The organism is Actimicrobium sp. CCC2.4, from assembly GCF_034347385.1.
Classification (GTDB): Bacteria; Pseudomonadota; Gammaproteobacteria; order Burkholderiales; family Burkholderiaceae_D; genus Actimicrobium.
This window is the reverse complement of record NZ_CP133777.1, coordinates 3248982-3271685: the sequence shown is the minus strand read 5'-3', so window position 1 is coordinate 3271685 and position 22704 is coordinate 3248982. Positions and strand designations below refer to the sequence as shown.

At 59.8% G+C, this 22704-nt stretch carries 19 protein-coding genes; 10 read left to right on the top strand and 9 right to left on the bottom strand.

The window, feature by feature from the left end:
- Nucleotides 1-62: 62 nt before the first annotated feature.
- Genes RHM62_RS15030 through RHM62_RS15015 form a run of 4 tightly spaced genes read left to right on the top strand, consistent with a single transcriptional unit; the run spans nt 63 to nt 3653 of the window.
- On the top strand, nt 63-1619 hold the full coding sequence (locus tag RHM62_RS15030; protein WP_322122881.1) for a tripartite tricarboxylate transporter permease: 1557 nt from the start codon (nt 63-65) through the stop codon (nt 1617-1619).
- A complete protein-coding gene (locus RHM62_RS15025; protein ID WP_322122880.1) occupies nt 1619-2077 on the top strand; it encodes a tripartite tricarboxylate transporter TctB family protein in 459 nt (152 codons plus the stop codon). The genes RHM62_RS15030 and RHM62_RS15025 overlap by 1 nt, the downstream gene beginning before the upstream one ends.
- 41 nt (nt 2078-2118) lie before the next feature.
- Complete coding sequence (locus tag RHM62_RS15020; protein WP_322122879.1) at nt 2119-3192, top strand: tartrate dehydrogenase; 1074 nt, start codon at nt 2119-2121, stop codon at nt 3190-3192.
- A gap of 5 nt (nt 3193-3197) precedes the next feature.
- Complete coding sequence (locus tag RHM62_RS15015) at nt 3198-3653, top strand: ASCH domain-containing protein (protein ID WP_322122878.1); 456 nt, start codon at nt 3198-3200, stop codon at nt 3651-3653.
- Between the two features lie 282 nt (nt 3654-3935).
- Here RHM62_RS15015 and RHM62_RS15010 read toward each other — a convergent pair whose 3' ends face one another.
- Nucleotides 3936-4676 (bottom strand): GntR family transcriptional regulator, encoded by a 741-nt coding sequence (locus RHM62_RS15010; protein WP_322122877.1) that lies wholly within the window; start codon nt 4674-4676, stop codon nt 3936-3938.
- 282 nt (nt 4677-4958) lie between these two features.
- On the opposite strand from RHM62_RS15010, the gene RHM62_RS15005 reads away from it, so the two are divergent.
- The 4 genes from RHM62_RS15005 (at nt 4959) to RHM62_RS14990 (ending at nt 8530) form a co-directional block, all read left to right on the top strand.
- The gene (locus RHM62_RS15005) at nt 4959-5240 is read left to right on the top strand and encodes a UxaA family hydrolase (RefSeq protein WP_322122876.1); all 282 of its coding nucleotides are present in this window, start codon (nt 4959-4961) and stop codon (nt 5238-5240) included.
- 61 nt (nt 5241-5301) lie between these two features.
- Nucleotides 5302-6471 (top strand): UxaA family hydrolase, encoded by a 1170-nt coding sequence (locus RHM62_RS15000; protein WP_322122875.1) that lies wholly within the window; start codon nt 5302-5304, stop codon nt 6469-6471.
- A 67-nt stretch (nt 6472-6538) separates the two neighbouring features.
- Nucleotides 6539-7477: a hydroxyacid dehydrogenase gene (locus RHM62_RS14995; protein ID WP_322122874.1), complete on the top strand. Its 939-nt coding sequence runs from the start codon at nt 6539-6541 to the stop codon at nt 7475-7477.
- Between the two features lie 42 nt (nt 7478-7519).
- On the top strand, nt 7520-8530 hold the full coding sequence (locus RHM62_RS14990; protein WP_322122873.1) for an Ldh family oxidoreductase: 1011 nt from the start codon (nt 7520-7522) through the stop codon (nt 8528-8530).
- Between the two features lie 124 nt (nt 8531-8654).
- Here the strand turns inward: RHM62_RS14990 and RHM62_RS14985 are convergent, their stop codons facing one another.
- On the bottom strand, nt 8655-10349 hold the full coding sequence (locus tag RHM62_RS14985) for a methyl-accepting chemotaxis protein (RefSeq protein ID WP_322122872.1): 1695 nt from the start codon (nt 10347-10349) through the stop codon (nt 8655-8657).
- Nucleotides 10350-10671: 322 nt separating this feature from the next.
- Between RHM62_RS14985 and RHM62_RS14980 the strand changes: the two genes are divergently transcribed.
- Entirely contained in the window at nt 10672-11085 is a 414-nt protein-coding gene (locus tag RHM62_RS14980) for a hypothetical protein (RefSeq protein WP_322122871.1), read from the top strand.
- A 58-nt stretch (nt 11086-11143) separates the two neighbouring features.
- Complete coding sequence (locus RHM62_RS14975; protein WP_322122870.1) at nt 11144-11866, top strand: tellurite resistance TerB family protein; 723 nt, start codon at nt 11144-11146, stop codon at nt 11864-11866.
- Between the two features lie 68 nt (nt 11867-11934).
- On the opposite strand, the gene RHM62_RS14970 is transcribed toward RHM62_RS14975, so the two are convergent.
- From RHM62_RS14970 to RHM62_RS14940, 7 genes are all read right to left on the bottom strand, one after another.
- Nucleotides 11935-13938, bottom strand: coding sequence for a PAS domain-containing protein (locus RHM62_RS14970; RefSeq protein ID WP_322122869.1), 2004 nt, complete (start codon nt 13936-13938; stop codon nt 11935-11937).
- 94 nt (nt 13939-14032) lie between these two features.
- A complete protein-coding gene (locus RHM62_RS14965; protein ID WP_322122868.1) occupies nt 14033-14587 on the bottom strand; it encodes a PqiC family protein in 555 nt (184 codons plus the stop codon).
- A complete protein-coding gene (locus RHM62_RS14960) occupies nt 14584-16203 on the bottom strand; it encodes an intermembrane transport protein PqiB (RefSeq protein ID WP_322122867.1) in 1620 nt (539 codons plus the stop codon). Before RHM62_RS14960 ends, RHM62_RS14965 begins: the two co-directional genes overlap by 4 nt.
- The gene (locus RHM62_RS14955) at nt 16196-16882 is read right to left on the bottom strand and encodes a paraquat-inducible protein A (protein WP_322122866.1); all 687 of its coding nucleotides are present in this window, start codon (nt 16880-16882) and stop codon (nt 16196-16198) included. The genes RHM62_RS14960 and RHM62_RS14955 overlap by 8 nt, the downstream gene beginning before the upstream one ends.
- A complete protein-coding gene (locus RHM62_RS14950; RefSeq protein WP_322122865.1) occupies nt 16875-17501 on the bottom strand; it encodes a paraquat-inducible protein A in 627 nt (208 codons plus the stop codon). Before RHM62_RS14950 ends, RHM62_RS14955 begins: the two co-directional genes overlap by 8 nt.
- 156 nt (nt 17502-17657) lie before the next feature.
- The gene (locus tag RHM62_RS14945) at nt 17658-19067 is read right to left on the bottom strand and encodes a sigma-54 dependent transcriptional regulator (protein WP_322122864.1); all 1410 of its coding nucleotides are present in this window, start codon (nt 19065-19067) and stop codon (nt 17658-17660) included.
- Nucleotides 19068-19316: 249 nt separating this feature from the next.
- Complete coding sequence (locus RHM62_RS14940) at nt 19317-22610, bottom strand: hypothetical protein (RefSeq protein WP_322122863.1); 3294 nt, start codon at nt 22608-22610, stop codon at nt 19317-19319.
- Between the last annotated feature and the right edge of the window lie 94 nt (nt 22611-22704).

Sequence of the window (22704 nt, the reverse complement as noted above, 5' to 3'; positions counted from 1 at the left end):
CGTACGTGCACTGCCCGATTGGACCATGCCGTCTGCACCGCTGATCGCCACAGGCATCACTGGTGCGCTGGTCGACGGCGCTCTTCTGGAAGCGACTCATCATGTTCGGTATCGATTTTTTGCTTGATGCGCTCACACCGCTCAATGTGCTGCTCGCCCTCGGCGGTGTCATCGCCGGTACCGTCATCGGTGCACTGCCGGGCCTGAGCGCGACCATGGCTGTCGCGGTGCTGGTGCCGTTCACGTTCGTGATGTCACCGGCCACCGCGCTGATCTCGCTCGGCGCGATCTACACCGGCGCGATTTACGGCGGTGCTTATTCCGCGATCCTGCTCAACACGCCCGGTACGCCATCGTCGATCGCCACTACCTTCGATGGCTATCCGATGGCCAAGCAGGGCCGCGGTGACCTGGCCCTGACGCTGGCTTGCCTGGCGTCGGTTTTCGGCGGACTGGTCGGTGCGATCTGCCTGCTGATGCTGTCGCCGCCGCTGGCGACGATTGCCCTGAAGTTCGGTCCGGTCGAGTATTTCTGGCTGGCGATCCTCGGCCTGACGCTGATTGCCGCCTTGAGTGAAGGCAGCCTGGTCAAGGGCCTGATCGGTGGCGGGCTGGGCCTGCTGCTGTCGATGGTCGGCATTGCCGAGGTCGGTGGCGACATCCGCTATGTCGGTGAATTCCAGCCGCTGCTCGGCGGTATCGATGTTGTCGGTGCGCTGATCGGCATCTACTGTATCCCGGTGATCATCGGACTGGTCGCTAATCCCGACCCGCATCTGAAGAGTGCGAGCACGGGCAATGGCTTCCGCTTGGCTGAAGCAGTCGGTGCCCTGATGCGCAGCAAAGTCAACCTGGTACGCAGCTCGTTGATCGGCACCGTGGTCGGTATCCTGCCGGGTGCCGGTGGATCGATCGCGTCGCTGGTGGCGTACTCGGAAGCACGCCGGGTCTCGCCGCGTCAGGATAATTTCGGCAATGGCGAACCGGACGGCATCATCGCCACCGAGTCAGCCAACAATGCCACCGTCGGCGGCGGCTTCATCCCGACGCTGGTGCTTGGCATTCCCGGCACCCCGCCCGATGCGATCATGCTGGGTGCCTTGCTGGTGCAGGGTATCCGCACCGGGCCGACGCTGTTTTCCGAACAGAGTTCGATTGTCTACACCTTCATCTGGGGCCTGATCATCGCGACGCTGCTGATGCTGCCGGTCGGTCTCGTCATCGGTCGCTATGCCTTCAGGTTCATCGTCGGGGTGCCGAAGGCGTTGCTGGTGCCGTCGGTCGCCTTCCTGACGATACTGGGCAGTTTTGCGATCCACAATAATCCGCATGAAGTGCAGCAGATGGTCGTGCTCGGCATCATCGCCTGGGGCCTGGCCCGCGCCGGATTCACGCCATCGCCTATCGTGCTGGGCCTGATCCTGGGGGCGATAGCCGAGCGCGGCTTCGTGCAGGGCTTCCTGATCGGCCGCGCACGCGGCAACATCGCGCAGGAGTTTTTTGGCCGGCCGATCGCGCTGGGGATCATTGCTTTCATCATCCTCGGCTTGCTGTATCCGCTCATTAGCGCCCGGCGCGCCCGCAAGGCGCACACCACTGACACCGACAGGAGACCGTAATGTCGACACCCGCTTACCGCAACCGGGCCTCGCTGGTGGCCTGCGTTCTGTTCATCGTCATCGGCGTGACAGCCTTCATGGCGGCCGATGATTTCTCGATGCTGGGCGCGGTATTCCCGAAAACGGTTTCCGCGCTGATCGTGTTTTTTTCCAGCCTGTGGCTGGTGCTGTCGTGGATCAAGCCGCGTGATGTGGTGCGCCATGTCGAGGGCTCGGTGGTGCGCCAGATCGCGGTTGGTCTGATCATGCTGGCGTGGGCCTTTTTGCTGGAGCCGGTCGGCTTTCTGGCCTCCAGCATGGTGGCCTTCGCGCTGTTGCTGGTGGTCGCGCATTACGGCAGTTGCAGTCGCAAATTACTGCTGCTGTATGTTGTTGCGACATGCGTTGTCACAGGCAGTCTGTACGTGCTGTTCACGACGATATTGCAGGTGCCGCTACCGGCCGGCATGCTGCTTTAGCATCAGGAGACGTCCGTACTTTTCAACAGGAGAAAACAACCATGACTACCCATCGTATTGCCGTCATCGCCGGCGACGGCATCGGCAAGGAAGTGATGCCCGAAGGCTTGCGCGTGGTCGAGGCGGCCGCCCGCAAATTTCATATTGACCTGCAGTTCGATCATTTCGATTTCGCCTCGTGCGACTACTACCTCAAGCACGGCCAGATGATGCCGGATGACTGGAAAGAGCAGATCGGCGGACATGATGCGATCTTCTTCGGCGCGGTCGGTGATCCGTCCGTGGTGCCGGATCACATTTCGCTATGGGGATCGCTGATCAAGTTCCGGCGTGACTTCGACCAGTACGTGAACCTGCGTCCGTGCCGGCTGATGCCCGGCATCCCGTCGCCACTGGCCAACCGCAGCGTGGGCGACATCGACTTCTACGTGGTGCGCGAAAACACCGAGGGCGAGTATTCGTCAGTCGGTGGCCGGATGTACGAGGGTACGCCGCGCGAAGTGGTATTTCAGGAGGCGGTATTCTCGCGCACCGGCGTTGACCGCATCCTCAAGTACGCGTTCGACCTGGCGCAGCGCCGCCCGAAAAAGCATCTGACCTCGGCCACCAAATCGAACGGCATTGCGATCACGATGCCGTACTGGGACGAGCGCGTCGTCGAGATGGCGCGCCAGTATCCCGAGGTGCGCTGGGACAAGTACCACATCGATATCCTGACGGCGAACTTCGTGCTGCATCCGGACTGGTTCGACGTGGTGGTCGGCTCCAACCTGTTCGGCGACATCCTGTCGGACCTCGGTCCGGCCTGCACCGGCACGATCGCGATCGCGCCATCGGCCAACATCAATCCGGAAGGTCTGTTCCCGTCGCTGTTCGAGCCGGTCCACGGCTCCGCACCGGACATCGCCGGCAAGGGTTGGGCCAATCCGATCGGACAGATCTGGAGCGGGGCGATGATGCTGGAACATTTCGGCTATGCCGAGGCCGGCGCGGCGATTGTCACGGCAATCGAATCGGTGCTGACCGCCGGGCCGAAGCATGCACCGCTGACGCGTGACATGGGTGGCACGGCCAATACCGGCGAGCTTGGCCGGGCGATTGCGCAGGCGATTTGAGGCCATTGCCTCTTGTCGCCGACCTGGTCGCCAAGCTGCGAATCCGGGGAATCGAGATTGCGCCAGGTCCGGTTCGGGCAGGCCGATACGGCGACTCGCCGGAACTGTCTGCCGCGCTGCTTGCCCTTATCCTGGACGGTCGCAAGAGAGCCGGGACAAGTCTGCTTTGGGCAATCGACGCAGCGAAGGAGGCGCTTCCCCGGATCGGCCAGATCGAGATCGTCGTGGATCATCAGAACGAGCCCGTAATCGTCACTCGCATCACCTGCGTTGAGCTTGTTCCGTTCAATCAGGTCACTGCAGAATACGCAGCCATTGAGGGCGAAGGCGATGGTTCACTTCAGTATTGGCGCGCGGCGCACCGGGCGTTTTTCTCGTCCGAGTGCAAGCGCATCGGCAGGGTGCCAACAGATTTCATGCCGGTTGTTTGTACTGTCTTCGAGGTGCTGAATAGTGTGTAGGGTGCAATAACCGAAGGGCATTGCACCGAATCCACTGCATACGCTTCGTCATGACCAGGCAAAGTCAGTTTGAGTTTCGGTACGCGGTGCAATGCCCCTCGGTTATTGCACCCTACGATCTGAAGCCGCTGCGTAGACCGGCCCATGACGCACTGGCCGGGTTAGCCGAATACGTGTTGCCGTTATTCCCGGCGGAGTGGGCGCGGCACACGCCGCTTGACGTCAGAGGGCGTCTCTGGAACGCGCCACGCATTGCCCATCAGCGGTGTCGCACCGGCCGGACTACTGCGCCGGCTTGGCCGCGTATTCGTACTGCCCGGTATTGACATACGTGATGCGCCATTCGACCGGCTGGTTTTCATACGAATAGGCCGACCGGCCGATCTGCAGCAAGGGCGTGCCTGCCGGCACCGCCAGCCACTCGACGAGCTCGTCATCGGCCAGCATCGCGCGGATGTGTTCTTCGGTGCGGATCACATTGAGTCCGAAATTTTCCTGATAAAAATTGTAGAGCGTGTTGGTACGCTGGCGCAGCTGCTGCTCGGTCAGGCCGGGGAAAAGATGTTCGGGCAGGGTGATCACATCGATGATCGGCTTGTTGCCGTCCAGCGAGAGCCGGTTGACGATCACGAACACCTTGCTGCCTGCGGCCACGCCGAGTTTTTCGCACGCGAGCGCATCGGCCTTGCTCTTCGAAAACCGCACCAGCTCGACCGTCGGATAACTCTTGTGTCCGTCATGCCGGGTGATGTTGAAGAAGTGGAAAAAATGGTGATTGCGGCTGTGTGACACCACAAAGGTGCCGCGGCCCTGATGGCGCACCAGGATGTTCTCGGAGACCAGTTCGTCGATGGCCTTGCGCAGCGTGCCGATCGATACCGCGAATAATTTGCAGAGTTCTTTTTCCGCCGGAATCAGTCCGCCCGGTTTCCATTCGCCGATGGCGAGAGCCGCCAGTATCCGGCGTTTGACTTCCTTGTAGAGGGGTAGGCCGGGAGTGGCTGACGGATCGAATGGTTGCATGGCGAGTACTCGTGAAAAAGGTGGCGGGCCGTGACCGGCTCAAGCCCGGATGACGAATAGTATCAGGCTGCACAAGTAATGGTCTGTGTCATATAGCTGACATTGATGAATTTATTTTGCACAGTGGTCCGGCAACTCGGTGCGAATATATATGAATGATATAGGTCATATAGTTGACTTAAGTAATCCGTGCTACTAAGATCAGGGCGTTCGAGTGAGTTGTCATTGCGGCTTCAATCCGGTACTCGACCCGCACATCCCTTTCAATTTCAGGAGCAGACCATGATTCATGTTGTATTGCACGATGCTAAAGATACGGTGGCAGTCGCTGTCGTCGAAGGGATCCGGGCCGGTTCCGAACTGACTGCGTGGATCATGGATGACGACCGCATGATGTCGCTCAAGGCCCTGCAGGACATTCCGATCGGTCACAAGATCGCGCTCAAAGACATGGCGGTCGGTGACACGGTGTTCAAGTACGGCATCGATATCGGCAAGGTGGTGGTCGCGGCCAAGGCCGGCGAGCACGCGCATGTCCACAACATCAAGACTAAGCGCTGGTAAGCGAGCATCCCGGCACGCCAGGCTTTCCGCTTCACTGCATCCACGCACCAGAGGACACACCATGATCAGCAAAGACTCCACCTTCCAGGGCTATCGCCGCGAAAACGGCCGCGTCGGCATCCGCAACCACGTCATCATCCTGCCGCTTGACGACTTGTCGAACGCCGCCTGCGAAGCCGTTGCCAACAATATCAAGGGCACGATGGCGATCCCGCATCCGTATGGCCGGTTGCAATTCGGTGCCGACCTTGACCTGCATTTTCGTACGCTCATCGGCACCGGCTCGAACCCGAATGTCGCCGCCGTCGTGGTGATCGGCATCGAGGACAGTTGGACCCGCAAGATCGTCGACGGCATCGCCGCCACCGGCAAGCCGGTCATCGGCTTTGGCATCGAAGGCTATGGCGACCATGAAACCATCCTGAAGGCCTCGAAGGCAGCCCGCGAGTTCATGCAGAAGGCCTCCGAAAAGCAGCGCGAAACCTGCCACGTCAGCGAACTGTGGGTTTCGACCAAGTGCGGCGAAAGCGACACCACCTCCGGCTGCGGTGCCAACCCGACCGTCGGCAATGCCTTCGACAAACTGCACGCGATCGGTAGCACGCTGGTGTTCGGCGAAACCACCGAACTGACCGGCGGCGAAGACATCGTCGCGGCGCGCTGCGTCAACGATGAAGTACGCAAGCAGTTCATGTTCATGTTCGACCGCTACCAGGATGTGATCAACCGCTACAAGACCTCCGACCTGTCCGACTCGCAACCGACCAAGGGCAACATCGCCGGCGGCCTGACCACGATCGAAGAAAAAGCGCTCGGCAATATCCAGAAGATCGGCAAGAAATGCACGGTCGACGGCGTCATCGACAAGGCCGAAATGCCGACCCATCCGGGGCTGTGGTTCATGGATTCGTCCTCGGCTGCGGCCGAGATGGTGACCTTGTGCGCGGCCTCCGGGTATGTCGTGCATTTCTTCCCGACCGGGCAGGGCAACATCATCGGCAACCCGATCCTGCCGGTCATCAAGTTATGCGCCAATCCGCGCACGGTGCGCTTGATGAGCGAGCACATCGACGTCGATTGTTCCGGCTTGCTGCAACGTGATATCACGCTCGACCAGGCCGGCGACAAGTTGCTCGACATGATGCTGGGCACCGCCAATGGTCGCTTGACCGATGCCGAAGTGCTGGGCCACCGCGAGTTCGTGCTCACGCGCCTGTACGAAAGCGCCTGATCCGCAGTCCCGTTGCAGGGCAGTCGCCGCACAGCGCTGCCCGTGCAAGTCGTCAAAAGGAGATCCAATGAAAATAGTCATTGCCGAATTCATGGACGAAGTCGCCGTCGCCACTTTGCGCGCGCGCTTCGACACCCGCTACGAACCGACGTTGGTCGACCGCCGTGCCGAATTGCTGCCGCTGTTGGCGGGTGCTTCGGCTCTGATCGTGCGTAACCGCACGCAGGTCGACGTGGCGCTGCTGGAGGCGGCGCCGGGCTTGCGCGTGATCGGCCGGCTTGGTGTCGGGCTCGATAATATCGACGTGCCGGCCTGCACTGCGCGCGGCATTACCGTCATCCCGGCGACCGGCGCGAATGCCGGCGCAGTGGCCGAATACGTGCTCGGTACCGCAATGGCGTTGCTGCGGATGGCCTACACGCGCAGCGCCGAAACCGCTGCCGGCGAATGGCCGCGTGCGGCCTTGTCGAGCGGACGCGAAATCGCCGGCAAGACGCTCGGGCTGATCGGTTTTGGCGGCATCGGCCAGCTCACTGCGCGGCTGGCGCAAGGCCTCGGTGTGAACGTCATAGCGCATGATCCGATGATCGATGATGCGTCACCGGTCTGGCAGCGCACCGGCGTGGTGGCGACGCCGCTTGCGGTGTTGCTGGCGCAGTCCGACATCGTCTCGCTGCATGTGCCGCTGACCACGCAGACCCGCAATCTGATCGACCATGCTGCGCTGGCGCGCATGAAGCCGGGTGCGCTGCTGATCAACAGTGCGCGCGGTGGCATCGTCGATGAAGCCGCGCTGGCGGCTGCCTTGCGTGCAGGCCATCTGGGCGGTGCGGCGATTGATGTGTATGACGAAGAACCACTGGTTGCCGGTACCGCGTTCGCCGGTCTGGCGAACCTGATCCTGACGCCGCACATCGCCGGCGTCACGCTGGAATCGAACGTCCGTGTCAGCGCGCTGATTGCCGAGCGCGTGGCCGCGCAGCTGCAGAGCGCGGCACTGAAATAACCCGCGACGGATACTCCGCGCACCCATCCCAAGGAACCCGCCATGCCCACCTGTACCCTCGATGAATTGACCCGGCTTGCCACGAAAGCGCTGCAACACGCGGGAGCCAGTCACAGTGCGGCGACTGCGGCGGCGCAGGCGCTGGTGGCGGCCGATGCGCAGGGGCTGGCGTCGCATGGCGTCTCGCGCATCCCGCAATACACGACCTTCCTGCGCAACGGCCGCACCGACACGTCGGCCGTGCCGCGCATCGTGCAATCGAAAGGCGGCAGCTGCCTGGTCGATGCGCACAGCGGCATGGCCTACGAGGCGTGTGCGCTGGCCACGCAGACCGCGATCACCCGCGCCCGCGAATTCGGCATTGCCTGCGCCGGCGTCACTAACAGCAATCACTTCGGCGCGGCAGCGGTGCATCTGGAGCGCATCGGCCAGGCCGGGCTGGTCGGTCTCGCCTTCAGCAATTCGCCGGCAGCGATGCCGGCCTGGGGCGGCAAGACCGCGCTGTTCGGGACCAATCCGGTGGCAGCAATTTTTCCGCGCCGCGATGCCGATGCCTTGCTGATCGACCTGGCGCTGAGCGAAGCGGCGCGTGGCAAGATCATGCTCGCCGCCAAAGAGGGCCGGCCGATTCCGCCGGGCTGGGCGGTCGATAAGGACGGCCAGCCAACCACCGATGCAAAAGCGGCACTGGCCGGCTCCATGCTGCCGGTGGGCGGCGTCAAGGGCGCGATGCTGGCGCTGATGGTCGAGCTGCTGGCCGTCGCGCTGACCGGCGCGGCGTTCGGTTTCGAAGCTGATTCGTTCTTCGCCGATGCCGGCAACCAGCCGCGTCTTGGTCAGCTGTTCCTGGTCATCGATCCCGGCGCGCTGGCGGGGTCCGACAGGTATTTTTCGCGCATCGAAACACTGATCGCGATGATGCTGCAGGATGAGGCAGTGCGCCTGCCCGGCGAGCGAAGGCGCGCGTTGCTGGCGGCGGCCACGCGCGACGGTGTCGTCGTGCCGGATGCGCTGTTCCGGCAGATCACGACATTGGCAGCGGGTGCAGGATAAACGGGCCGGGAGTTCCGATCAAAGCGGGTATGGATGGGGCGCTCGCGTGGGCAGGGTGGGGCTGTGCCCACCCTGCAAGTCCGGTGCTTTTGTGCCGGCGCGAAGGACGATTCAGACAGGCGCTTTAGAACTCTTCCCAGTCACCGCCGGCACCGGTTGTTGCGGCGGCAATCCGGGGTGCCGGCTTCACCCGGGCGGTGGCAGGCCGGCTGTTCGGGGGCGCCATAACGGGGATTTTTACCGGCGTTGGCGCGGACGTGGTCATTGCCGACACAATGCGGTCCCCGGATGCGTCAACACGGAAGCGGCTGACCGACTCGCTGAGGCTTGCCGTTTGATCTTGTAGCGACTGCGCCGCCGCCGCTGCTTCTTCGACCAGTGCGGCGTTTTGCTGGGTTGCTTCATCCATCTGTCCAACGGCCTGGCTGATCTGCGCGATGCCCGATGTTTGCGCCTGACTGGCAGCAGTGATTTCACTGATCACCTCGGACACGCGGCGCACGCTGCTAACGACTTGCTCCATCGTCGCACCGGCTTCGTTGACGAGCTTGCTGCCGATATCGACTTTGTCGACCGAGTCGCCGATCAATACTTTGATTTCCTTGGCGGCAGCTGCCGAACGCTGTGCCAGATTGCGTACCTCGCTGGCGACGACGGCAAAACCGCGGCCCTGTTCGCCGGCGCGGGCGGCTTCGACTGCCGCGTTTAATGCCAGGATGTTGGTTTGGAAGGCGATGCCATCAATGACGCTGATGATGTCGACAATCTTGCGTGCCGACTCGTTAATCGAACCCATCGTCTCAACGACTTGCGAGACGACCTTGCCACCTTTTTGCGCGACATCCGAAGCGGACGTCGCAAGTTCGTTGGCCTGGTGCGCACTGTCGGCGTTTTGCTTGACCGTGCTGGTCAGTTCTTCGAGCGAGGAGGCGGTTTGTTCCAGCGCGCTGGCTTGCTGTTCGGTGCGCGACGATAAATCCAGGTTGCCCGAGGCGATCTGTGCCGAGGCGGTGGCGATGGTGTTCGTTCCGGCACGCACCTGGCCGACGATGCTTGCCAGACTGTCGTTCATTTCTTTCATTGACTGCATCAATATTCCGGTTTCGTCATTGGAGGTGACCTCGATGCGCGTGGTCAAATCACCCCTGGCAACTGTTTTGGCGATGCGGATGCATTCGTTGATGGCGCGGAGGATTTTTTTCGCCAGCAGCCAACCCATGATGGTGATACCGGTCACCGCTAGCAAGGCAACGATGAGGGATAGCGTCCGGGCCAAGTCGTGCGCAGCCGCACCTTCTTCGGCACCTTTTGCGGCCACGCTGGAATTATATTTGGCATGATTGTCCAGCGCGTCCCAAAGCTTTGCCGCTACACCAGCCCCTGCATACAAGGCCTCAATGGCTTCATCGTCCTTACCCTGATTTTTTAGCAGAGGTATTTTTGCGCGCACACGCTCGTAGTCGGCGAATGCTTCCTTGTCCGCCGCCAGCAAGCTCTTGTCCTTATCGGTAACGAGACCGGTTTTTTCATAGTTATTGAAGGCTGCCATGATCCTCTCGATATCCGCCCTGGTTTGCCTCTCCAGGTCGGCACGTTTGAGAGCGTTTTTTTCCAGAACAGTCTGGTAGGTATGAATGCGCAGTTGGATGACGGCCGTCTGAATGGCGTCGAGTTTATTCAGGCTTGGTATGGTGCTGACATTGGCAAAATTGACTTTTTCATAAACCGTGTTTGACAGACTGACGTTGATGCCAGCCAGACCCGTCAGGGCCAGTGCGGCACAGCCAATGAGCAAGTACATGCGTTGAGCAATGGTCATGTTGATTTTTCTTTCTCTCGGAGGAGGCTTGAAGGTAAGCCGGGAGTTACCAAAATGAAATATATCAAACAACTCATGGTTACAAAAAATAAGATGAAAATTTCTAAAAAGAAACAACGCTTATCAAGATATTGGCAGGCTTTCAATAATCGGACCTGCGATAAGTGCGTAACCACCGGGATCCCGTCACCAGGCTGGATACGGCACTGCAACACCAGAGAAACGCATTGAAAAAAAGAAGTTAAATTCACTTTAACGCAGGTTGTTCAGAAGTCAGTCATCGCCGATCATTGCTCCCGCGATGAATCTACGAGGAGTGAACATGTTCTACACAATGATCTGGTTGCTGATGGCGCTGCTGCTGGCCCTGTGGTCCGCTGCAGCCTGGCTGCTGCATACGCTGGCGCAGTGGTCCGGCGCGCAAGCCGGTGGCATGTCCGGTCTGCCGGCGCAGTTGGGTTCGCTGCCGGCACCGGACTGGTTATCACCGTGGCTGCCGCCGGGCGCGCAGGAGTCCTGGAGCGCCGTACTGACATCCTTCAATCCGCTGTTTGAATCGATGCTGGCATTTGCACCGGCATTGTCGGGTTTGCTAGTACCGGCAATCTGGCTGGTCTGGGCGGTGGGCGCGGTGTTGCTGGTGGCGCTCGGCCTTGGATCGACGGTACTGATCCGGCTGGCCCGATCACGGATGGGGACGATAGCTGTCAATTACCGGCCGCTCGCACGGCACTAATGCCTTCACAACGCATCACACCATTTGACTTCACTACAAGACTGGAAAGGAAACCACCATGAGTGCGCAATCAATGCTGGAACAATTATTCAAATCGGGAATGTCCCTGCTGGATGGCAAGGGAATCGGAGGCGCGGCCGGTGCTGCGAGTGCGGTCAAGTCGTCGATGAACTGGGGACAGTTTGGTGGCGGTGCCGCCACCGGCGGAGCGCTCGGGCTACTGCTGGGTAGCAAGCGCGGCCGCAGTTTTGGCGGCAAGGCGCTGCAATACGGTAGCGTGGCAGCACTCGGTGTGATGGCGTTCAAGGCCTACAGCGTCTGGCAGCAGAAACAGGGCGCTGCGGCACCATCGCAGTCGCCGCAGCAGGCCGGTTTTCCGGCGGCGCTGGAGCAGGTCCGCACCGTCGATCGTTTGCCGGCACCGGAGGTCGAGCTGCATAGCCGGGCGATGCTGCTGGCGATGATCGCGGCAGCCAAGTCGGATGGCCATCTGGATGAGCGCGAGCGCGGCGTGGTCGAGGCCGAACTGGCGCGACTGGATGCCGATCCGGTCATGCGCCGCTGGTTTGAAGACCAGCTAAGCCGCCCGCTGGATCCGGCTGAAGTGGCCCTGGCGGCGACTACGCCGGAGATGGCCAGCGAAATGTACCTGGCCAGTGTGCTGGTGGTCGATGAAAGCAGTTTCATGGAGCGCGCGTATCTGGATGAATTGGCGCGGCAGTTGCGGTTGCCGGACGGGCTCAAGATCGAGCTGGAAGCACAGGCGGGGGCGCTCGGTTAGCTGCGATTGGTGTAATTGGCGGGCATCGTCGGGGGCACTCGCGGGGGCACGGTGGGGCTGTGCCCGACCTACAACTGCGCCGGTAACACAATCCGTACTGTCGTTCCGCGCACCGGATTGGCAAATACGCTGGCCGTGCCGCCGAGAAATGACGCGCGTTCGCTAAGGCCGCGGATGCCGTAGGTGGACTGGTTGTTGATCCGCTCCGGCGGAATGCCGATGCCGTCGTCGCGCACGGTCAGGACCGCCTGGTCTTCGTCGACGTCGAGGATGACGTCGACCCTGGTGGCCTGCGCATGTTTGGCGACATTGTTGAGTGCCTCCTGCAGCATCCGGTACAGCGTGATTTCCAGCTTGTGCGGTAGCGCGACCTCATCGTCGGGCAGGCTGGTCTTGCAAGTGATACCGGTACGTTGTTCGAATTCTTCGAGTTGCTCGATGATGCCGGCTTTCAGGCCGAACAGGTCGAGCATGATCGGGCGCAAGCCGATCTGGATGCGCCGCGTCGTGGCTACCAGCGACGCAACCAGCGCGCGGACACGCGTTGCTTTATCGCTCCATGCCGGCTCGTCGGGCAGCGCCTTGTAGATGCTGTCGAGGTGCATGTTCAGCGAGGTCAGCGAGGCACCCATGTCGTCGTGCAGTTCGCGCGCGATGCTGCGTTTTTCTTCTTCGCGCACCGATTCCAGATGATCACCGAGCTTGCGCAGCACAGCAGTGCGCTGGCTGACGGTGGCTTCGAGTTCGGCTTCGCGCTGCTTGAGCTGACGTTCCATTTCCTTGCGTGTGCTGATGTCGGTGCTGATGCCGATCAGGCCCAGCAACTGGCCGTCGGGATCGAACCACGGCGCCTTGGTCGAGGAGTAAGTCCGCTCGCCCTGTGGCAGATGCAGCGTTTGTTCCAGCGTGACCGAGACGCTGCCTTGCATGATGTGCTGGTCATCGCGGTCGACCTGGGCGGCTTCGTCCGGATCGGGAAGCAGCTCGCTGCTGCTGCGATATAAGGCTTCCTCGCGGCTTTTCCCGATGCTGCGCAACATCGCCGGATTGGCAAAAATCAGCTTGCCGTCGCGGTTCTTGACGAAGATCGGATCGTCCGTGTTGTCGCTCACCGCAATGAGCAGCGAGCTGGCCTGGGCGAGGTCGCTGGCGCTTTGCAGACGCGCCCGGTATGCGTCGTTGACGGTCGCGGCGGTACGCCAGAAAATCACCAGGATCACGCTGCTGTTGAGCAGTGTCAGTATCGGCGACACCAGCGCCTGGCCATACAGCTCCAGCAGTGCACCCCGGCTGATGATCCAGTTCAGCAGCACCAGCACCAGCAGGGTTTGCGGCAGCGACCGGCGCAGCATCTGGCCACCCGGCACGTTATCGGTGATGATTGCCATCAGGCTGCGGCTTGGTTGCGAGAGCAGCATGCCGGCACCCAGGCTGAAAAAAGCCAGCGCCGCCGTCGCCGGTACCGGCATCGGATTGCCCAGATCCGCCAGCGCCGGGACCTGGTAAGCCAGTCCCGCCAGCGGTACCAGATTCAGTGCTACCAGACTCAGCGCCATGAATTCGGTAGGCGCATGGCGCGCGCGCGTGCGCATGTCCTGCAGCAGCAGAGCGATGCCACTCAGTGCCAGGGCGAACGCACTCACGGGATGGATCGGCATGGCCGGACTGCCGGTGAGCGGCAGCGTCAGGCCGGCCAGGAACGCATCGAGCTCCGTCCCACCCAGGGACAAGCCATGCGCCACCGTGACCAGCCCGAGCGCCGCAACCAGCGCCGCGATGCCCAGTGCCAGCAAGCGTACCGGCAGTCGCCGGATCAGGGGCAGGCTTTGCAGCGCGAGTGTCATGCCCGCCAGCAGCAGACCCAGCGCCACATTGGCAGGCATCAGGTGGGGCAGCGGCAAGCGCCACAGCAGCAGCACACCGGCACCCGTGAGGGCGACCGCCAGCGCGATGCCGAGCGCAATCCGGCGGCACCGCAGGGCCAGCGGGGTAGCCGGATCGGATTGCATCTGGTTCAGTTCGCGCGTCAGGCTGTCATCGATACCGCTCAGGTCGGAAAGGGAGGGATTCACACGACTCCTTGTGGGGTGTCCGGCCATCGTGCAGGGAATCCGGCGAGCGTTCGCTGTGATGTATCAAGGTCGTACTTGATGTGATTGATGGTTATCACGGTTTGGCGACTATGGCAGTGGCAATGTTGCGACTCAGCTCGGCCAGTGCCCTGCTATGCGCCGCAGCCAGATCGGCATAATCCTTGCCTGGTGCCGGTTCATGCGTGCTCATGCTGCCGCTGCGGACGATGCCGGTGGCGGAGCGCAGACGCCAGCTGGCCGCCAGATCGACCGCCACGCCAAGCTGCGAATCAAAACGCACGACGTCGATATCCACCGTGGATGCGGACGTGGCGCTGTCCGCTGTGGCCAGGTTGGCAGCGACGACGCGGGCAATCGCGCTGCGCAGCGACTCGGCCCAGCGCCGCTGTTCGGCCAGGCTGACCTGGTTGGCACCGGAGCGCAGCACCATTTGCGGCCGGTCGACCAGTTCGGGCACGGTGACCTGACCGACGCGCACGGTGCCGCCACCGGTGGTCAGGCCGGCAGCGGCGAGCGGTTCAAGGGTATAGAAATACGTCGTCGGGCTGGTGGCGCAGGCACTCAACAGCAGTGTCATCGCGAGCAGGGCGGTGAAGGTGGCGGGGGAGCGGCGGGCAGGCGATGTCATGGAGCGTCCTTTTTGCCGCGCAGCAGAGCTTCCGGATGGCGGTCGAGATAATCGGTCAGCGAGCGCAACGCTTGCGCAGCCCGGCTGATATCGCTGAGCGTGGTGCGCAGGTCTTGCTGCAACGGCGCATCGCTGGCCAGGACCGCATCGGCGCTGGCGACGGTCTTGCGCACCTGTTCCAGTGTCGCGCTGGCTTGCGGTGCCAGTTCGGTATTGACCCGTCGCACCAGTGCATCGGTACTTTTGAGCGTACTGTCGAGTGATTTCAGTGCGACGCGGACGTCGGCACCGATCTGCTCCAGCGGCACTTTGTCGAGCCGGCGCGCAATGCGGCTCAGGATGGCCTGCAGTTCTTCGAGCGTGCCGGGGACGGTGGCCAGCGTGATCGGTTCCTTCTTCCAGTCGATCTGCGCCTTGGCAGCCTCCGGAAAAAAATCCAGCGCGACGAACAACTGGCCGGTCAGCAGGTTGCCGGTTTTCAGTTGCGCCCGCATGCCGCGCGCGACCAGCGCATCGATGACCTCACGTGAATCGTCGGCCACCGGGCTGCCGCTCCGATAGTGCGATTGCAGCCGTTGCGGATAAATGTTGACCTCGACCGGGAAGCGGAAGACCTTGCTCTTGCGGTCGACTTCCAGGCTGATGGCGGTCACTTCGCCGATCACGATGCCCCTGAAATCGACCGGTGCACCGGGTGCCAGTCCGCGTGTCGATTCATCGAAGTACAGCAAGGCTTTGCGCACCACGGTGTCGGCGTGCTTCATGGCGTTGTCGCGATTGCCATATAGCGTAAAGACGCTATTGATCGCGGCTTCGGGTGCCACCGCCGCATCGTCGGGGGCACCGAAACTGATACCGCCGGACAGGATAGAGGCCAGCGATTCGGTGGCGACCTTGATGCCCGAGGCATCGAGGCTCAGCTCGACGCCGCTGGCTTGCCAGAAGCGCGAACTGGTCGTGACGTACTTGTCGTAGGGCGCATTGACGAACACATGCAGGATGACGCCGGTGCCGTTTTGATCGAGTTCGTAGGCGGCGATCTGGCCGGCCTGGATATGCCGAAAAAAGACCGGCGCGCCGATGTCGAGCGAACCGATCTGTTCGGCATGCAGCACGAACTGGCGTCCGGCCAGGCCGGTCAGCACGAACGGCGGCGTGTCCAGGCCGACGAAGTCATCGCGGCTTTCTTCGGACTTGCCGGCATCGACGCCGATGTACGAGCCCGACAGCAAGGTACCCAATCCCGAAATGCCGCCGGCACCGACGCGCGGCCGCACCACCCAGAAGCGCGTGTCGTCGCGCAGAAAACTGTCGGCACTCTTGACCAGTTGCGCCGTGACGATGACTTGTTGCCGGTCCGGCGACAGCGTGATGCGATCGACGGTGCCGATTTCGACTTCCTTGTATTTGATGCGTGTCTTGCCGGCTTCCAGTCCTTCGGCGCTTTTGAAGTTGATCGTGATGGTCGGGCCGCGCGACATCAGCGTCTGGATCAGGATGGTGCCGCCGACCAGCGCGGCAATGATAGGGATCAGCCAGATCAGCCACGGTGCCCAGTGCCAGCGCGGGGCGCGCACGGCCTGTGGCAAATCGGTGTTGTTAGTGGCGTCAGTCAAGATTGGTCTCCGTGTGCTTGTTGTTCATATCCTGCCTTTCCGCGTAATCCCAGATCAGGCGCGGATCAAAACTATTGGCCGCCAGCAGTGTCAGCACGACCACTGCCCCGAAAGCAGCCGCGCCCTGGCCGGCCTCGATGCGCGCGAAGGACTGCACTTGCACCAGCGCCACCAGCAAGGCGACGACGTAAATATCGAGCATCGACCAGCGGCCGATCGCCTCGACCAGCCGGTACATCCGGGTCCGCTGGCGCGGTTGCCAGGTCGCGCGCAACTGCACCGATAGCGTCAGCAGGACCAGCGCCAGCAACTTGAACAGCGGGATCACGATGCTGGCCACAAAGACCAGTAGCGCCAGCATGCGCGAACCGCCAATCCACAGGTACACGACGCCGCTCAGGATGGTGTCGTCCCGGACCGAAAAAAACGAGCTGCTGCGCATGATCGGCAGCAAGTTAGCGGGAATGTACAGGATCATCGCCGCCAGCAGGAAAGCCCAGGTCTTGCGGATGCTGTGCGGGATGCGCTGGTGCAGCGGCGCGGCGCAGCGCGGGCAATTGCCGGCGCCGCTGTCAGCACCGGCACCGGCGAGGGGTTGGCAGAGCAGGTCGCAGGCATGACAGCGCAGCAGCCCGCGTGCTGCGGCCGTGACGGGCGAGAGCGGGCGTGGCTCACTCATGGAGAGGCAGCCCTTGCCACAGGTCACGCGGATTGAAAAAATGCGCCGCCGCTGCCAGCGTCAGCATCAGTGCGCCGAACGACCACAGCGCAACGCCCGGCACCACGCTGGCAAAGGTCGCCATTTTTACTACCGACACCAGCACGCCCAGCATGAACACTTCGATCATGCCCCAGGGTCGCAGCCACTCGATGAGCCGGAATGTTCGGGCCCTGCCCGGGACCGTGACGCCGAGGCGTCGAGGCAGTAGCAGGTACAGCATCGCCGCCATCTCGATGGCCGGCACCAGAATCGTGGTGCCAAAGACCAGCAGCGCCACCGATAGCAGGTCTTGCGAGGCCAGCGTCGTGACTGCACCGAACAGCGTCGACGAGGTTTGATTACCTTGCAGTTCCAGTCGCACCAGCGGGAAAAAATTCGCCAGCAGGAACAGCAGCACGCTGGCCAGCGTGAAGGCCAGCGTCGTATCCGGGCCATGCAGCGTTTGCCGGTAGAGCTGCGCACCGCAGCGCAGGCACAAGGCTTCGGCATGCGGCGGCAGCGCGATCTCGTGCTGCAGCAAATCGCATTCGCGGCAGGCAGTCAGGGGCAGTGCGGTGGCAGCACGGTCGTTGGACATGGGAACGGTGTTGGGAAGAGACGGCCGGGCAACAGCCGGAACGCCAAATTATACGGCGCTGGCGATGCCGTGACGGGGATGCTTTCGAATGCCCGAAAAAGAGCTGGTACCGGATCTGTGGACGATCCGCTAAGGATGAACGCTACCGGTGCGTGATCAGCGTGCGCGGCGCTTGCCTTTTGCCGTCGCCGTTGCCGTATCTGTATCGATTGCCAGCAAGCCCTGTCTGGGCACCTCATCGCTGCTATCGCTGTCGTTGCGACCGACATTATGAATGCCGAGGGTTTTCAGCTTGTAGTACAGGACATGGGGTTCGACGCCGAGCTCCTTGGCGGCGCGCGAGACATTGCGCTTGCAGCGGTCCAGCGTGGCGATCAGCAAAGTGCGCTCGAACTGATGCAGCAAGTCCTTGAGCGAGCCACTGTGCTGCCTGCTGGCATCACTGCCGATGGCGGGGAATCCCAGCGCATAGCGCTGCGCGGCGGCGCGCAATTCGCGGATATTGCCTTCCCAGCCATGCGACAGAATCTGGGCCTCGACAAACGGATTAACATCGGCTCCGGGAGGCAACTTGAACTGCCGTGCTGCGTGGTCGACATAGCGCCAGAACAAGTCCAATGCGCGCGCCGGCTGGGAGCGCAGCACCGGCAAGGCCAGTTCGACCACGCTTAGCCGGTAGTACAGGTCGGTGCGGAATTTGCCTTCCTCGACCAGTTTTGCCAGCGGCACCTTGGTCGATACGATGACCCGGAAACTGAGCTGCCTGAAGACCGTCGAGCCGACCCGCTCGACGCCGCGATCCTGCAGTACCCGCAGCAATTTGGCTTGCAAGGTCAGCGCCATGCTATCGATTTCATCGAGATACAGCGTGCCGCCGTTGGCCGATTCGATGCGTCCCGCGCGACTCTTGGTGGCACCCGTGTAGGCACCGGCGTCGACGCCGAACAGTTCCGCTTCGGCCAGGGTTTCGGGAATCGCCGGACAATTGACCGCCACGAACGGTCCACGCACACCGGAGTAGTCATGAATGTAATGGGCCAGCCAATCCTTGCCGGTGCCGGTTTCGCCGACCAGCACGATATCGACATCGGTGGCCGCGATGCGGCGCGCGACGGCATAGATTTCATGGTTCACATCGGCGATGACGGGGGCACCGGATGCGCCTGCGGATGGGACAGGCAGGCTGGCATTGCTCTGCAGCGGTGTGCCGGGAGTGATTGCCTCCGGACCGGGATGGTCGTCGGTGTTGTCGTCGTCCGGGTGGACTTTGTGCTCCAGCAATTGCTGCAGGATTTCCTGTAAGCGGCTATCGAGCTCCGGAATATTGATGGCCTTGCAGACACAGGCAGTTGCGACACAGGTGGCGTAATCGCTGCCATCGACGAAGCGCACCAGCCTTTCCTGCGTGGATGCACCAATCCGGTGGCATTGCTCGATAACTTTATCGAAGTGCCGATCGTCCTGGCAGACCAGAATCCGGGCTCCCGGGTGCAACGCGATCTCCTGTGCGATCTCACTGATCGGGATCTGTTTTAGCCGTATCGACATCATTTCGGCTGCGCGCAATACGCGTTCCCGCAGCGGGGCGGGGGCGATGCATAGCAACAAGGAAGGATGAAAAAGCGCCATGAAGGAGTCTCTCGAAAACAATTCCGTAATTGCTGTCAACCAGGAAGAACAATCGCGATCAAACTTCCCGGTCAGCTATTACGATAGATGGTTTCGTTAGATTAACTTATGGTTGTCGGTCGGCAAAGTACAATGCGGAAAGGCGCGGGTATCTGTTGGTTTGCAGGTTTTTCAGCAGATCCCGGATTACCCGGCGTAGCCGTTTAGCATCACGGTTTCGTGGACCTTCTCGGTGGTCGAATAGCTGCCGACCAGAGTGATCGCGTGTCCCTCATCGGCCACCTTGGTCTCGATGGTGAACAGGAAGCGCGGCACGTAGCTGTCCGGATTCCGTAGCAAGCTTTCGGCGGCTTCTATCAAAAATTCTTGTTCTTCCTTACCGGTAGGACCCGACAGTTCAGCCATTTTCGCCAGGTGTCGATAGCGGTTAATTTCGACCGTGGTCGCTTCTGCGAGTTCGAGATACTCGATATATTCCGTGTTCGAATGGGCATTTTCGTGCACGTTGAGAATCAAGTCTCGCACTACTCCGGCCTGTTCGATCGTGGCGTTCATTCTCCTTTCTAGCTTTGTGGTGTCATCCACATCCTGGTGGAAATAGTTGTCAGGGTCCTTGATTTCAGCGAAGCGCTGTCCCCATTCCTGGATATTTCCTTCTACCTTGCCGGCGAATGCTTCGGCGTTCGCATGGATGATGAGCTTATAGGTGCGCGGCTGCAATTCGCCATGAAGTTCTATCGTGCGTATTTCTTCCCTGGTGCCGTTGCGATAAATTTCTGCGTCAGCGCCCATGACATCGGCAATGCCGGCATTTTCCGAGACAGCGGTAGGTTGCCCGGCGCTCAATGGCAGCGTTCCCAGTACGGCTGCGCCCAGCTGTCCATTCACCGTCGATCGTGTGGCGCTGCCGATGACGCGTGACTGTAGTGCCCCGGTTTCTTCTTGATAGCGCTGTTTCTGGTATTTTTTGGTCCACGCTAGCGATGCGCTGACGCCGAGACCAATATTGCCCGCATAAGCACCAAGTACGGCACCGACTTGCTCGATATGTCCCATGTCTCGCTTGGTACTGGCGCCTTCATCCAGCCAGGAGACGGAGAGTTCAGGGAGTTCTTCAAGTAACTGAGAGAGCAGGTCGCTTTCCTGTGGCCCCCCATCCGGACCGTTGATAACTTTGTTGATCGCTTTTCCCAGTCGCTCGGTCATGTCCGCGTCGCCGGCCACCCCGGCAATCTGGCCGTCTCGTCCGGTAACATCCTGGCCCAGGCGATCCATGCGTAGCGTGACGCCGGTAAATTTATCCGGATCGTAGAACAATTTGCTGTCGGCATTGACACTGATACCCGCCGACAGGGTTTTGTTTTTTGCCAACGACCACCCCAGCGAGCGACCGAAGCCGATGCGATTGGTGCGGTTGGTTTCAGTGCCAAACCGGGCGAATCCACCGGCGGCGTTCACGCCAAATTCTGCCGTCGCAACGCGCGAGCGTCGATGACTTAAATTGAAGCGAATACCCGCCACGAAGCCAAAAATAGTACGGCCGAGAATGGCAACGGTGTTTTGCACCCCGAAACCGATGCTGTCGCCATCGCTGAATTTGATCGAAGAGCCCAAGCGCATCCGCTGCGCCTGCTGGTCAAGATAATTACCAATCCCTTGCCGACTGACGTTGGGGTCTAGTGTTACCCGGTCCGCTTCTTCCTCTTCTCCATTTTGGAGAAGATTCATTGCCTTTTCAAATACCTCTTGATATTGATCTGGTTGCATCCGGTCAATATCAGCCTTGGTCGGAATTTGTTTGAACGCAATTTCAGGAGGAGGGGTTTGTTCAGGATTATTTACTTCTACTTTCTTAAATAAACCCTCAAGCACGCCTGGAGTTAATGGTGCTGCTGCGAGTGCACTAAACTTTAATTTAATTACCTCCAGACAGTCTGTAATTTTTTTTGGTACGCCAGCATTACCAAACTCTAATCCCAATAACTTATGCAGATAATCAGGTTCCGTCAGTTTTTTAATGATGTCATCCGCAAGTGGTCTGCCATCCAGTACTTCTGCCTGAGAGACTGATGCCCAAGCACGGACATACATGATTGTGGCGATTTTTTTCAGGTTAGGCGTGATATCTTCAAGCTCTCCGTCTAAAAATCTTCCTCCTGTAAAAACTGGTGCATTAGATGCCTTATCTAAATACTCCTCTGGTAGACTTGTACGAAATGCTTTATCGAGTAAGCGTAATACCATCGTCATTTTTTCTCGTTGTAATAACGAGCCATTTGTCGACATCTGAATGGGAAAATTGCCATTGAAAGGCGTCTTTCCGCCGTTGCGTTTAAGTTTGTGCCACCAGAGTGAACTGGTTTCTGCGACGCGTCTTAATCCGTCATGATTCTTGAGATCCTGGGATTCAATGATGTTCCTGTTTCTCAGTCCACGGGTAACTTGTAGCGATACCTTTTCTAGTCGCGCATTGGCTTTTTGAAATTGGCTACCCGGTGCATTACTAAAAAAACCATTGCGCAGTGCATTGGCAGCCCACATTTTTCGATTGGCCACATGCTGGGGTATTGAACCTATTTCATTTTTAAGTAATGCAGCTTCCAATGCCGGAAGCGCGTTCACCAGAAGCGTATTATTCCGATTTTCTTGCGTTCGTGCATCGTCGGTGCAATAGGCCAGCAGAGACCTCGGATCGGTTTTTAGCCTGACTCCGGGCGCTTCTTCTTTTAGCAGCTTTTCTGCTCCTTGCATAAACAAGCGCACATGCTCATCGCGACGGAGATTGCGGCGTTTGAGGGCTGCCGCTGCGGCTTTTTCGGCGGCAGTAGCGGGGTTATTCAAGACAGGCGGGTTGGTGTAATCCGAGTTTTTATCGTGAGTGTTAATTTTTTTCAGGAGATCAAAGCCCGTTGATGTCTCAGCCATTTTATAGGCAATACGCCATGCTAAATTCGTTGCATCATCGCCAGTATTAACCACCAGTGTCGGGTCTATGACCGATCCGAGTAGTGGTAGTGTTATCAACTTTTTCAGGGCCTCAACAATAATCGTTTCGGTAATTTCGTCACTTTTATTTCTTTTCGTAATAGAAAAAGTATCTCGGCAGGCACCTTGGATCGCATAGGATAACATCAGCATGTAATTATCTGAAGTGGGACGTTTATCTATTACATCGGGCGAAATTTTATTTTGAGTGACATCAGTTACGGCTATTTCTTTCAATTTTATGTTCAGCTGTTCACTGATGCCAGACATTGTATTTGTAAATTCGGAGTCATTACCAGAAGTGGTAGAGAGGCTTATATAGTGCTGTGATTCCTTTTGTATGTTTATTCGATATGTTGTGCCGTTATTATTGTTTAGTTTATCGATCTTGCCTGCCACAGATGGTGGCAAGTCGGCTAGCTTTCTACTTATATGTTCCTGCTTGAAATCCTTTCCTGGCAATGCCCTTGAATGGTTATCTCGTTCACCTGTCAAGTTAAGTTTATTCCTACCTTTTGAGGCAGCTGCCCCAATTTTTTGATTGATTGTGCGGTAATTAAAATAAAAAAATTTCCATTTTCCGGTAATT